The following is a 12,774-nucleotide window of genomic DNA, read 5'->3' on the forward strand; positions in this document are numbered from 1 at the left end:
GCGTTCCGCGTAGCGATCCGGGAGGACGGCTCAGATCGTCTTGGCCGACATTTGCGAAGCGATGTATTCGGCCTGGCGGATAGCCAGCGACACGATCGTCAGCGTCGGATTTTCAGCCGCACCGGTGGTGAACTGGCTGCCGTCCGACACGAACAGGTTTTTGATGTCGTGCGCCTGGCCGTGCTTGTTGACGACGCCGTCTTCCGCCTTTTCGCTCATCCGGTTTGTGCCGAGATTGTGGGTTGAGGGATAGGGCGGCGTCGGGAAGGAGCGCGTCGCGCCGACCGCATCGTAAAGCGCTGTGGCCTGCTTGTAGGCATGGTTGCGCATCGCCGTGTCGTTGGGATGATCATCGAAATGCACGTCGGCGATCGGCATACCGTGCGCGTCCTTCTCGTCCTTGTGCAGCGTGATGCGGTTTTCCGCGCGCGGCATGTCCTCGCCGACGATCCACAGGCCAGCCATGTGATCATAGTGGTCGAGCGCGGTGGTGAATGAACGGCCCCAGCCGCCAGGGTTGAGGAAGGCGGCCATGAAGGGCAAGCCGAGCGACAGCGTCTCGAATTCATAGCCGCCGACAAAGCCGCGTGAGGGATCGTGCCGCGCCTCGTCGCGGATAATGCCGGCCATGGTGGTGCCGCGATACATGTGCACCGGTTGGTCGAAGATGGCGTAGACCGAACCGGTGGTGTGGCGCATGTAGTTCTTGCCGACCTGCCCCGACGAATTGGCAAGCCCTTGCGGAAACTTCGCTGACTCGGAGTTTAGCAGCAGGCGCGGGCTTTCGATCGAGTTGCCGGCGACGGCGACAATGCGGGCCTTCTGTTCCTGCAGCTTGCCGTCCTTGTCGGCATAGACGACGCCGGTCACCTTGCCTGAGGCGTCGTGGTTGATCTTGATCGCCATGGCATTCGGCCGGACTTCGAGATGGCCGGAGGCCTCGCCCTTGGGGATCTCGGTATAGAGCGTCGACCATTTGGCGCCCCATTTGCAGCCCTGGAAGCAGAAGCCGGTCTGTTGGCAGGAGTTGCGGTCGTCGCGCTCGACCGAATTGATTGCCATGTTGCCGGTATGACATTCCTTGTAGCCGAGCTTGTCGGCGCCGGCCTTGAGCACCTTGAAGTTGTTGTTGCCGGGCAGCCGCGGCCAGCCATTGGTGCCGGTGACGCCCATCTTGGCTTCCGCCTTGGCGTAGTACGGCTCCATCTCGGCCAATGTGACCGGCCAGTCCAGCAGGTTGGCGCCTTCCAGCTTGCCGTAGGTCGAGAGCGTCTTGAACTCATGCTCCTGGAAGCGCAGCGAGGCGCCGGCCCAGTGCGTGGTCGAGCCGCCGACCGATTTGACTATCCAGGCCGGCAAATTGGGGAAATCCTTCGACACCCGCCAGTCGCCGGACGTCGTGCGCTTGTCCGTCCAGGCGAGTTGGCTGAAGGAACCCCACTCATCATTGATGAAATCCTCGTATTCGTGGCGCGCGCCGGCCTCGAGGATGACGACATCGACGCCTTTCTGGGCGAGTTCGTTGCCGAGCGTGCCGCCGCCGGCGCCGGAGCCGATGATCACGACCACGCCATCGTTGTTGAGATCAAATGAAGCTGCCATGGTTTCCTCCCATGAATTCCTGTTTGCCGGGTTTCAGAACGACGGAAGGGCTCAGAGCCACTCTATGTCGTCGAAACCGCGCGCGATGTAGCCGCCCTTGGAGTAGGATTCGCCCTCGTAGCCGAAGATCGGCCACACCTCCTGCTGGTTGTAGAGGCTGACTACGAGGCCGCCGCGGATGGACTGGAAGAACGGCGTCGCCTCGATCTGCTGCAGCACGGCGACGCGCTGCTCCTCCCAGCCGAGGCCGCGATAGCCGCCCTCGCCCGACTTCTTGTCGAGGTCGGCGATGCCGTCTTCGATCATCATCTTGTAGGCAGCGTCCTTGCCGGCCTGCTCGTCATGGCCTTTTACCGCGATGGCGTAGTATTTGTCGGGCACCTGATCGTGCGGATAGATGTCGCGCGCCATCTGGATCAGCGTCGCCATGGTTTCGGGCTTGAGCGCCGATGTCTCGAGCCCCCAGGCATTTTCAGGGCTGATGACGGCGCTGCCGGAAATGACGAGCAACGCGCCGATGCCGCCGCGTTTGAGAAGTTCACGACGTGAGAGCCTCGCGTCATAGATCGTGACCATTTTGTTCCTCCCTGCTTGCTGTTTGCGCCCTTGAACAGCGCCGTTGCTGGCGTCGCGCGGCTGAATGCGGCCGATAATCCCCTACTGGAAGCGCCCTCCACGCTGCAGAACCTCGATCTTGTAGCCGTCGGGGTCCTCGATGAAGAAAAAGCGGGCGATCAGCGATCCGTCGCGGTTGAATTCGACGATCTTCTTGGGGTTGAGGCCGAGCGCGCCGATCCGGTCGTGTTCGCTGTCGAGATCGGACACCGAGACCGCCAGATGGCCGTAACCGTCGCCAAGCCCATAAGGCTCGGTGCGGCCCTTGTTCACGGTGAGTTCGAGCTCGAACCCCGTTTCGGCGTTGGCAAGGTAAATCAGCGTGAATGTCTCGAAATCCAGCCTGTCGGCGACGTCGAGCCCGAAAGCGTTTCTGTAGAAATCGACGGATCTGGCCTCTTGGAGAACCCGGATCATGGAATGGATTGCCTTCGCCAAATCAGTCTCCGCCGCTGCATGTTGGAGGCGATTATGGGCGGCACGCGCGAAAGGTGGTGGCAGCCGGTTACCACGGCTAAATTTGCAATCGCTGCTATGCCTGCGCCTAAAGACGAAAGTCCGATTGCCGATTCGGCCCACAAGGCCGAACATGCAGGGACAACCACAACTTGAAGGCGCGACACGCTGCGCCCAAAACCAACAATATCGGGAGGTAAGGATGTGCAGGGTTTTTGCCGGGCAGGATCCGGAAGGCTATCGACAGATCAACCGGTCGATCCGCATCGATGGTTACTCTACGAGTATCCAGCTTGAAGGAACGTTCTGGGCGCTGCTTGACGAAATTGCCGACAGCCAGGGCCTGACGACGCCGAAGTTCATCTCAAAACTCTATGACGAGGCGATCGAGATCAACGGCGCCATTCCCAACTTCGCGTCGATGCTGCGTACCACCTGCGCGCTCTATCTGCGCGGTCACCGGCCAGACATGGATGAGCTGACGCCGAAGCGCGAAGCGGCCTGAGGAAGCTAGCCTTCCGCCGCAACGTCGAGCCCGAGCCGCGCCATATCGGTGAACAGCGCCTGACGTTCGGAATAGGCAGTCTGTTCGCCGGTCACGATGTTGTCGACGACGGTCAGCAGCGACAGCGCGCGGGCGCCGAAATGCGCCGCGATTCGGTAGAGTGCGCTGGTTTCCATATCGACAGCGAGAGCGCCAAGCGCCTGCGCTTCGGCAAAGCGGTCGCGCCCTACAGGGTGGTAGAAGACGTCGCTGCAGATGGTCAGCCCGGCCTGGTGGTCGATGCCGAGCTGGGCGGCGCAGGCCAAAGCGTGGGCGAACAGGCCGGGATCGGGCCCGGCGGCAGCATCGTAGAGGCCGAAGACCTGGCCGCTTTGGTCGCTTTCGGCGCGCACCGACTGCGAGATCACCAAGGAGCGCAGCGGCACGCGGGGTGTCAGGCCGCCGCAGGTACCTGTGCGGATCAGCGTTTTGACGCCGTGAACATCCAGGAGTTCATGCACATAGACCAGGAAGGACGGGACACCGATGCCGGTGGCCTGGATGCTGATGGGACGGCCGCGATAGAGACCAGTGAAGCCGAGTGCGCCCCGGCGGCGGTTGACGCAGCGCGGTGCCTCAAGAAATGTCTTTGCCATCCACTCGGCGCGTTGCGGATCGCCCGGTAACAGCACCGTTGCGGCATAGTCGCCCCTGGCAGCCTCGTTGTGCGGCGTCACGACATGCTCCCCAATACCCGCCGCCCGTTTCGCCTGCAATCATGGCAGCGTCACGTCATTGCGCAAGCTTTGAATTAGGGCGCCCTAAGACTCCAACACATCCTTGACCACGGTGGCCAGCTGCTTGAGGGAGAACGGCTTCGGCAGGAAGCCGAATTGCGCGTCCGGCGGCAGGTTTCTGGCGAAAGCGTCTTCGGCATAGCCGGACACGAAGACGAACTTGATGTCGGGCTGGCGCTTGCGCAGTTCGCCGAGCAGCGTCGGTCCGTCCATTTCCGGCATCACCACGTCGGACACGACGATATCGACCTTGCCGCCGAGCGCTTCGAAGACTTCCAGCGCCTCGACGCCCGAGGAGGCCTCATGGACGGTATAGCCGCGCGAGGTCAGCGCCCGCGAGCCGCCCATGCGCACGGCGTCTTCGTCCTCGACGAGGAGCACAGTGGCCGAGCCCGACAGGTCCTTGGCGCTGTCGGCGGCTTTCACCGGCGCAGCCGGCGCCTCGCTGACGTCGCCGGGCTTCTTCGCCTCCACGATATGGCGCGGCAAGAAGATGCGGAAGGTCGAGCCCTTGCCGACTTCGGAATCGCAGAAGATGAAACCGCCGGTCTGCTTGATGATGCCATAGACCATCGACAGGCCAAGGCCGGTGCCTTTGCCGACTTCCTTGGTGGTGAAGAACGGCTCAAAAATCTTCTTCAGCACGTCCGGGGCAATGCCCGAGCCGCTATCCTCGACCTCGACCACGACATAGTCGGCAGGCGTGAGCTCGCGGTAGGAGAAGCTCTTGCATTGTTCGGCGGTGACGTTGCGGGTGCGCACGGTGAGGTCGCCGCCGGCCGGCATGGCGTCGCGCGCGTTGACGGCGAGGTTGACCACCACCTGCTCGAACTGGCCGATATCGACCTTGACCGGCCACAAATCGCGGCCGTGGTCGACCTTCAGCTTGATCTCGTTGCCGACCAGGCGGGCAAGCAGCATCCGGAGATCGGCAAGCACGTCGGTCAGGTTCAGCACTTCCGGCCGCAAAGTCTGCTTGCGCGAGAAGGCGAGCAACTGCCGCACCAGCGAGGCCGCCCGGTTGGCATTCTGCTTGATGTTCATGATGTCGGGGAAGGATGGGTCCGACGGACGGTGATTGGTCAGCAAAAGATCCGACGCCATGATGATGGCGGTCAGCACATTGTTGAAGTCGTGGGCGATGCCGCCGGCAAGCTGTCCGACAGCCTGCATCTTCTGGCTCTGCGCCATCTGGCCCTCGAGCGCCTTCTGCTCGGTGGTCTCGACGGCATAGACGATGGCCGATTCGTCGGCGCCCTCGCCGGTGCCGTCGGCGACGGCGTTGACGTAGAAGCGGATGTGACGCTCCTCATTGCCGGGCAGCAGCGTGTCGATCGGCTCGATGTCGGCCTGCCTCAGCCGCGCCTTCTCGAAGGCGGCGGCAAAGGCCGGCCGGTCGCGCTCATGGATCACGGTGTCCAGCCGCACGCGGCGGTCAACCGCGTCGCCGTCGACGACGGAGGAAAACAGCGACAGGAACGGCGCGTTGGTGCGCAGGATGCGGCCGCCATTGTCGACGGCAGCAATGGCCATCGGCGTCGAATTGAAGAAACGGGTGAAGCGCACTTCCGAAGCACGAAGGTCGGCCGATGCGTCCTCGCCCTGGGTGCGGTTGAGCACAATGGTGCGGGTCGGACCGTTGGTCCCCTCTCGGCTGGCCGAGACCCGATGCATGAAGCGCACCGGCACCGCCTCGCCGGTTGTCGTCGTCAGATCGAGATCGATGACGGCGTTGCGGGTGGTGCCGGGATCGGCCTTGACCGAGCGCACCAGCGCCATGCCGTCGCCGGCGACGATTTCCGGGAGTGTCACGGCGCCAGGGGTGAAGCTCGCCAGATCGATGCCCAGCCATTCGGCGAGCGTGGCGTTGATGTAGGTGACACGGCCTTCCTGGTCGGCCGAGAAGAAACCGGCCGGCGCATGGTCGAGATGGTCGATGGCCTTCTGCAAGTCGAGGAAGAAACGCTCCTGCTCGGCCCGTTCCTGCGAGATATCGGCAAGCTGCCAGGCAAGCATCGGCAGGCGCTGACCGGGAACGCTGAAGGTCCGGGCCCGCGCCCGGTACCAGCGCGCGCCGGGTTCGGCGCCCGGCCGGATCGACTGTGCCAGCCGGAACTCACCGTCGCCGGCCTGGCCATCGCGCAAGCCCGAGGCCAGCCGGTATATGGTCACCGAAGCTTCGGGGACATCGGAAAGCAGGCCTTCGACCGTCTTCAGATCGGCGGCCGACGCGGCACCGGTCATCTCGGCGTAGGCCCGGTTGGCGTAGACGACGCGGCCCTTGGTGTCGGTGACGATCAGGCCCTGCGACATCGAATCGACGAAGGCCTTCGACAGTTCGTCCCCGGTCGAACGCGGCGCGATCTGCACGAAGCCGATGGCCGTGGCGAACAGGAAGCCGACGCCGATCATGGCAAGCACGCCCAGCATGCCGAGCAGGAACGGATCGCCAAGACGCTCGCGGAAAATGCCGAAAACGATCGCGGCCCCAGTCAGGACGATGATGAACACGATGAGCCGGGTAACCGCGCCTGGCCGCGTGTTCTGATCGACGATCGGTACCGGATAGAAATCGCCGCGCGTTTCCCTGGCCATATGCCCCCTGCTCGTGAGTTGTCCGACACCGCCCCCGGCCGGTTGAATCACATTCTCCTAATCCGGAAAAGGCCCTGGCGGCAAATGTCGGATAAAAATGACGCGTCGGTGTTTTCAAGCTGTTCACGAAGCGTGAAGGCAACTTGCGGTGGCTGGCCGCAACGGTCTAGTGTCCCTCCACTTCAAAAGCCGATTGGGGGCACCGATGCAGTGGCTGGATAATGTGGCGGGTCCCGGATATGCCGCAGCGCTGCTGTGGACGTTTGCTGCCCTTGTCCTGCTGGTCATCGTGCTCATCATCATCAGGCTGATCCGCAACCTGACCTTCGGCACCTTCGTTGCCGGCGGCAGGAACCGCAAGACACGGCTGGCGGTCATGGACGCCACGGCGGTCGACAGCCACCGCCGGCTGGTGCTCATCCGTCGCGACGACATCGAACACCTGCTTTTGATCGGCGGCCCGACCGACGTTGTCGTCGAGCGCGATATCAGACTTGCAGCGCCACGCCGTCCGGCATTGACCGGCGATGGCGGTGTTGGCCAGCAGCAACAGGCGCCGCGGCCGCGCGCAGCACAACCCGCTCCCACCGCGCCCGCAAGGCAGGCGCCACCGCCGCAACCGGTAAGGGCTGCTCCAGCCGCCGTTCCGCCGCGCCAGGCCGCACCGGCGCCGAAACCGGCTCAAATCTACCAGGCGAGCAATGTGACACCGCTGCCGGCCTATGGCTCCGCCGCCAATACTGCCCGGCAGGCCCCGCCACCGAAGCATGAGTCTATCGACGATACGCTGATGCGGGAACTCGAGGTCTCGCTCGACGATTCGCACCCCAAACCGGCAAGCAAGCCGGCTGCGAAGGCACCGCAGTCTCTCGACGACGAGATGACCAAGCTGCTCGGCGAACTCGCCAGCCAGAAACGATAAAGCCCGGCGAACCGTCACATCTTGCCGATTCCCGATCGAACGCCGCTTAAGCGTCTCGTCCGTTTCAACGCGACGCGCTTTAACTTGGGGGCGGACTAAACCCTTCGGCCAAAACAGAAATGGCCGGGAAACCCGGCCATTTCTGATGAAACAGTCCTGCCTGACGGCAGCGGCTCAATCGTCGCGATAGACCTTCTCGCGGCGTTCGTGGCGCTCCTGCGCTTCGATCGACAAGGTCGCGATCGGACGCGCATCCAGCCGCTTCAGCGCGATCGGCTCGCCGGTTTCCTCGCAATAGCCGTATGTGCCTTCATCAATGCGCTGCAGCGCCGAATCGATCTTTGAAATGAGCTTGCGCTGGCGGTCGCGGGCCCGAAGCTCGATGGCGCGGTCGGTTTCCGAGGAAGCGCGATCGGCGAGATCGGGATGGTTGGCGTTTTCCTGCTGCAGGATTTCGAGGGTTTCGCGCGCTTCGCGCAGTATGTCGGTCTTCCAGGTGACGAGCTTCAGGCGAAAGTAGGATTTCTGCCGTTCGTTCATGAACGGCTCGTCTTCGGAGGGTACGTAATTGGCTGTAACGATATCGTTCATTCGACTCACCCAACAACCCCAAATTTGGCGCCTATATATTCGCGCAGAGAAGGCTGCACAAGCGTAATCCGCGCGCGTTTCACGCAATTGTTAATGCCGCGCGGGCGATCCTCAGCAAAGCCTTCCATAGGAAGGGCGCGGGCGAATTCGCACATGATTCGCTGCGCTTGGGCGTCGCCGCCCATTGTGCCTCAGGCCTTTCTCGTGGCTAATCCAGTTGTGTCATTGGTGGGCAGCACACCATTGGGGGTCCGGTGAGCAGACTGTATCTGTTGAGGCATGCGAAGGCTGGCTGGGCCCTGCCCGGCGTGCGCGACTTCGATCGCCCGCTCGACGCATCCGGCATTGCCGATGCCGAAATGATGGGGACGGCGATGCGTGCCCGCAACTACATCCCCGATATCACGCTCTGCTCCAACGCCAAGCGGGCGCGCCAGACGCTGGAAGGCATCGCCGGCCACACCGATACCGGCCGGGTGCTGTTCTTCGACACGCTCTACAGCGAGGATGCCGCCGGCTACCTCGCCATCATCCGCAGCAATGGCGGGCCCGGCTCGCTGCTGGTCATCGGCCACAATCCGATGACGGAAGACCTTGCCATGGCGGTCTCGGGCGACGGCGACGAGGCTGCTCGGGCCATCATGAACCATGGTTTCCCGACCTCCGGCCTTGCGGTCGTGCGCTTCGACGGCACCCTCACCGAGGCTGCGCAAGGCGCGGGCTACCTCGAAGCCTTCCTGACGCCCGTCGATCTCTGAGCCGAGCCGGCCGAGGCCGGGCGCCATTTCAAACTTGAACCGCAAAGCCTATATCGGGCGCAAGAGCACGCCTGAGAGAACAGATTTTGGCATCATCGCTGACCACTTTCACCGACGAAGCGAGAATTGCCCTGGATACGCTGTCGGGGCGTGCGAGCGGGCTTTTTTCGCCGTCGCTTCGGCTGGGCGTCACCGGCCTGTCCCGGGCTGGCAAGACGGTGTTCATCTCGGCTCTCGTCCACAATCTCATCCATGGCGGGCGCCTGCCGCTGTTCGAGGCGCAGAAGTCGGGACGGATCGCTCGCGCCTTCCTCGAGGAACAGCCGGACGATGCCGTGCCGCGTTTTCAGTACGAGGACCATATCTCCGCCCTGGTCAACGACCGTGTCTGGCCGGACTCGACGCGCGCCATTTCGGAACTCAGGCTCACCATCGAATATGAGTCTGCCTCCGGTTGGAACCGGATGTTTTCCAGCGGCCGATTGTCGGTCGACATCGTCGACTACCCCGGCGAATGGCTGCTCGACCTGCCGCTGCTCGGCAAATCCTTCGCAGATTTTTCGCGCGAGGCGTTCGAGATGGCGATGCTGCCGGTGCGGGCCGACCTGTCGCAGGACTGGCGGGCGCTGTCGGCGAGGATCGAACCCAATGCCGACGCCGACGAGATGACGGCGCGGCGCCTCGCCGAGAGTTTTGCCGCCTACCTCAAGGCCTGCAAGCTCGACGAGCGGGCGCTTTCGACCTTGCCGCCCGGCCGTTTCCTGATGCCTGGCGACCTCGAGGGATCGCCAGCGCTGACCTTCGCGCCCTTGCTGCTCAAGGGCGAGAAACGGCCGCGGTCCGGCTCGCTGCAAGCGATGATGGAGCGCCGCTACGAGGCCTACAAGACGCATGTGGTGAAACCGTTCTTCCGCGAACACATCACCCGCCTCGACCGCCAGATCGTGGTGATCGACGCCATGCAGGCGCTGAACGCCGGCCCCGGCGCGATGGCCGACCTGGAACGCGCGGTGACCGAAATCCTCTCCTGTTTCCGTCCTGGCCGAGGCAATTTCCTCACCGACCTGTTTTCACGCCGCATCGACCGCATCCTGGTTGCCGCGACCAAGGCCGACCATTTGCATCACGAAAGCCATGACCGGCTGCAGGCAATCGTGCGGCGGCTTGCCGACCGCGCCGTGGCGCGGGCAAATTTCACCGGCGCCGATGTCGACGTGGTCGCCATGGCGGCGGTGCGCGCGACGCGCGAAGGCACGGTCAAGCAAGGCCGCGAAACCCTGCCGGTGATCATCGGCACGCCGCTGAAGGGCGAGAAGATCAACGGCGAAACCTTTGATGGTAAAGCCGAAACCGCCATATTTCCCGGGGACTTGCCGGAGAAAATTGACGCGGTTTTCGACGTTTCCGAAGCCGACCACCGGCAGAGCAGCGACGATCCGGCGATCCGTTTCGTGCGCTTTCGCCCGCCAAAGCTCGAACGCACCGCTGAAGGCGTCACGCTGTCGCTGCCGCATATCAGGCTCGACCGCGCCTTGCAGTTCCTGATCGGAGACCATCTGGCATGACCGCGCCCCGCAGACCGGCAGCTTTCCGCATCGAGCCGGAGGCCGAACCGAAGCAGGAAACGCGCCGCCCCCATGCCGAGCCGCCGGCACGCAAGTCGCGCGCCGTCGTCGTGCCGGCCGAGATCGATGTCTTCGACGAACCCGACATTGTCGCCGCCGAACCGCCGCTGGCGACCGCGCCGCGCAGGCGCTCGCTGTTTGCCAGCCTGTTTTTCGGCGCGGTCGGCGTGCTGGTTTCGCTCGCCGTCGGCCTGTGGACCGACCAACTCATCCGCGACCTGTTCGAGCGCGCAGAGTGGCTGGGGTGGCTGGCAGCGGGAATGGCCGCAATTGCCGTGTTGGCGCTCGCGGTCGTGCTGGTGCGGGAATTCCTGGCTATTGCCCGGCTGGCCGAGGTCGAAAAACTGCAAAAGCGGGCGCTCGATGCCGTGGCGCGCGACGATCCGAAGGCTGCAAGGGCCGTCGTCGAAGAGCTTTCGGCCTTTGTCGCTGCGAAACCCGAAACCGCGGCCGGCAGGCGCTCCCTGGCCGAATTGCGCGGCGAGATCATCGACGGCGGCAATCTGGTGCGACTGGCCGAGGCCGAGATTCTCGGGCCGCTCGATGCGAGAGCCAAGGTGATGATCCTCGAAGCAGCCAAACGCGTGTCGCTGGTCACCGCCGTCAGCCCCCGCGCACTCGTAGACGTTGCCTATGTCGTGTTCGAGGCCGGGCGCCTGATCCGCCGCTTGTCCGAACTCTACGGCGGCAGGCCGGGCACGCTGGGCTTTTTCCGGCTGGCGCGCAGCGTTCTTGCCCATCTGGCGGTGACCGGCTCGATCGCCGTCGGCGACAGCTTTGTCCAGCAGATCGTCGGGCATGGCCTTGCCGCACGGCTTTCGGCGAAACTCGGCGAAGGCGTGGTCAACGGCATGATGACGGCGCGTATCGGCATTGCTGCCATGGAGACGGCGCGGCCCCTGCCCTTCATTGCCGGCAGGCGGCCGGGTATGGGCGATTTCCTGTCGGCGCTGACCTCGTTTGCGGCCAAAAAAGAGAATGAAGCACCCGCCTCAAGCAAGTGAACGCCCTCTCGCGGTCACCAAGCATTAACCAATCTTGTTCATGGTCGTCCAACAACAGCCTCCTTGTTGCCGGGTGTCGTCTATGAAAAGCGTAATCTTGTCCTGCGTCCTGCCCCTGGTCGCGCTTGCAGCACCTCTGGGCCCGACCGGGAAAGCCTTTGCAGCCGAGCCCGACAAGCAGTTCTTCCGGACCGTTGAAGGCAAATGGGTCGGCCCGGGCGAAATCATCGCCGGCAAATACAAGGGCACGAAGTTCACCTGCAGCTTCGACGGCTCGACGCCGGACAACAAGACCGGCATGACGCTCGATGGCGACTGCCGCGTCGGTGTCTTCACCCAGAAAATGTCGGCGACCGTCGAGCGCAAGGGCCGCGACTACAAGGGCAATTTCATGGGCGGCGCCGCGGGGTCGGGCCTGGACATCATCGGCGGCAATGTGGTCGATGCCCGCAAAGTCGTCTTCACCATCAACCGCAACCAATTGCGCGGCGTCATGCAGGCCCGCATTCCCGACGACAATTCGATGACGGTGACCATCGCGGTGCGCGTCGACCAGCAGCTGGTGCCGGTCATCGGTATGAGCCTCAAGCGCGTCGATGCCGTCGAAGTTGGCTCCATCGCCAAAAACTGACTCTCAAGCGGTTCCCCCAAAAAGCGCGGAACGGGGTTGCACTGCGCGATAGCTGAGCTGTTCCGCTCAGCTCGATGTCGGGAAATGACAGGCCACCTTGCGGCCGGGTTGGCGCTCCTCAAGCACGGGCCGCTCGGTGCGGCACCTTTCTGCCGCGATCGGACATGTGGCGCGCAACCGACGATGTCAGCGTCTCCGACGGCCCAAGCCACAGCAAGGCCAACGTGTCAGGGTCCTGTGCGTGCCGGCCGTCCTTCGTGTCAGCGCGATCCGCTTTAAGAACGCCAGCAAAAAAGGCGGCGGCTACTCGAGCCACCGCCTTTCTCAATTTCCGAACGAAGAATCAGCCCTTGATGGCGGCCGTCAGCTCGTCATAGGCCTTGCAGGCGTCGGCCGGCGTGGTGGCGCCCTGATATTTGGTCGTCACAGCCTGCACCTTGGCGGTCAGGTCGGCGGCCTTGGACGGATCCTTGGTGATCGCCTCCTGCAGCGCGGCGGTCATCTCCTGCGCCTTCTTGGCGGCAATCTCCTGCGTGCATTCAGGCGCCTTCGAACAGGCCGATGCGGCAAGCATGGCGACACCCACGCCGACGAGCAAAAACTTCTTCATGTCAGTCATTCTCCTCACGAAGGCAGAACTTGATCGCCGCTGCCTTCCAACGGCCGAAGCCTGGCGTCCCATAGCCGCCGATTG

At 63.6% G+C, this 12,774-nt stretch carries 14 protein-coding genes; 6 read left to right on the top strand and 8 right to left on the bottom strand.

Going from position 1 to position 12,774, the window contains the following annotated elements; genetic code table 11:
- Positions 1–30: 30 nt before the first annotated feature.
- From X727_RS153035 to X727_RS153025, 3 genes are all read right to left on the bottom strand, one after another.
- Positions 31–1,602 carry a GMC family oxidoreductase gene (locus X727_RS153035; RefSeq protein ID WP_023670928.1) on the bottom strand — a complete coding sequence of 524 codons (1,572 nt, stop codon included), beginning with the start codon at positions 1,600–1,602 and terminating at the stop codon, positions 31–33.
- 51 nt (positions 1,603–1,653) lie between these two features.
- Positions 1,654–2,178: a twin-arginine translocation pathway signal gene (locus X727_RS153030; protein ID WP_023696497.1), complete on the bottom strand. Its 525-nt coding sequence runs from the start codon at positions 2,176–2,178 to the stop codon at positions 1,654–1,656.
- A gap of 81 nt (positions 2,179–2,259) precedes the next feature.
- The gene (locus X727_RS153025) at positions 2,260–2,655 is read right to left on the bottom strand and encodes a VOC family protein (RefSeq protein WP_023684616.1); all 396 of its coding nucleotides are present in this window, start codon (positions 2,653–2,655) and stop codon (positions 2,260–2,262) included.
- A 220-nt stretch (positions 2,656–2,875) separates the two neighbouring features.
- Between X727_RS153025 and X727_RS153020 the strand changes: the two genes are divergently transcribed.
- A complete protein-coding gene (locus X727_RS153020) occupies positions 2,876–3,178 on the top strand; it encodes a ribbon-helix-helix domain-containing protein (RefSeq protein WP_023746147.1) in 303 nt (100 codons plus the stop codon).
- A gap of 5 nt (positions 3,179–3,183) precedes the next feature.
- Here the strand turns inward: X727_RS153020 and X727_RS153015 are convergent, their stop codons facing one another.
- A complete protein-coding gene (locus X727_RS153015) occupies positions 3,184–3,894 on the bottom strand; it encodes a DeoD-type purine-nucleoside phosphorylase (protein WP_023712397.1) in 711 nt (236 codons plus the stop codon).
- A gap of 84 nt (positions 3,895–3,978) precedes the next feature.
- Complete coding sequence (locus tag X727_RS153010; RefSeq protein WP_023707485.1) at positions 3,979–6,549, bottom strand: PAS domain-containing sensor histidine kinase; 2,571 nt, start codon at positions 6,547–6,549, stop codon at positions 3,979–3,981.
- Between the two features lie 205 nt (positions 6,550–6,754).
- Here X727_RS153010 and X727_RS153005 point away from each other — a divergent pair, with 205 nt between their 5' ends.
- Entirely contained in the window at positions 6,755–7,471 is a 717-nt protein-coding gene (locus X727_RS153005; protein ID WP_023834140.1) for a flagellar biosynthetic protein FliO, read from the top strand.
- Between the two features lie 174 nt (positions 7,472–7,645).
- Here X727_RS153005 and dksA read toward each other — a convergent pair whose 3' ends face one another.
- Together dksA and X727_RS152995 are read right to left on the bottom strand one after the other, a co-directional pair.
- The gene (gene dksA, locus X727_RS153000) at positions 7,646–8,062 is read right to left on the bottom strand and encodes an RNA polymerase-binding protein DksA (protein WP_023673491.1); all 417 of its coding nucleotides are present in this window, start codon (positions 8,060–8,062) and stop codon (positions 7,646–7,648) included.
- A gap of 5 nt (positions 8,063–8,067) precedes the next feature.
- The gene (locus tag X727_RS152995; protein WP_023706174.1) at positions 8,068–8,247 is read right to left on the bottom strand and encodes a hypothetical protein; all 180 of its coding nucleotides are present in this window, start codon (positions 8,245–8,247) and stop codon (positions 8,068–8,070) included.
- A 69-nt stretch (positions 8,248–8,316) separates the two neighbouring features.
- On the opposite strand from X727_RS152995, the gene X727_RS152990 reads away from it, so the two are divergent.
- The 4 genes from X727_RS152990 to X727_RS152975 all read left to right on the top strand — a co-directional run bounded on the left by X727_RS152990 (position 8,317) and on the right by X727_RS152975 (position 12,080).
- The gene (locus X727_RS152990; protein WP_023693370.1) at positions 8,317–8,820 is read left to right on the top strand and encodes a histidine phosphatase family protein; all 504 of its coding nucleotides are present in this window, start codon (positions 8,317–8,319) and stop codon (positions 8,818–8,820) included.
- 86 nt (positions 8,821–8,906) lie between these two features.
- Positions 8,907–10,385 (top strand): YcjX family protein, encoded by a 1,479-nt coding sequence (locus X727_RS152985; protein WP_023742505.1) that lies wholly within the window; start codon positions 8,907–8,909, stop codon positions 10,383–10,385.
- Positions 10,382–11,449: a TIGR01620 family protein gene (locus tag X727_RS152980; protein ID WP_023834141.1), complete on the top strand. Its 1,068-nt coding sequence runs from the start codon at positions 10,382–10,384 to the stop codon at positions 11,447–11,449. The genes X727_RS152985 and X727_RS152980 overlap by 4 nt, the downstream gene beginning before the upstream one ends.
- 82 nt (positions 11,450–11,531) lie before the next feature.
- Positions 11,532–12,080 carry a hypothetical protein gene (locus X727_RS152975; protein WP_023673495.1) on the top strand — a complete coding sequence of 183 codons (549 nt, stop codon included), beginning with the start codon at positions 11,532–11,534 and terminating at the stop codon, positions 12,078–12,080.
- Positions 12,081–12,423: 343 nt separating this feature from the next.
- Here the strand turns inward: X727_RS152975 and X727_RS152970 are convergent, their stop codons facing one another.
- Positions 12,424–12,690 carry a hypothetical protein gene (locus X727_RS152970; RefSeq protein ID WP_023688654.1) on the bottom strand — a complete coding sequence of 89 codons (267 nt, stop codon included), beginning with the start codon at positions 12,688–12,690 and terminating at the stop codon, positions 12,424–12,426.
- Between the last annotated feature and the right edge of the window lie 84 nt (positions 12,691–12,774).

Origin of the sequence: Mesorhizobium sp. L103C105A0 (assembly GCF_000502215.1) — a bacterium.
Lineage (GTDB): Bacteria > Pseudomonadota > Alphaproteobacteria > Rhizobiales > Rhizobiaceae > Mesorhizobium.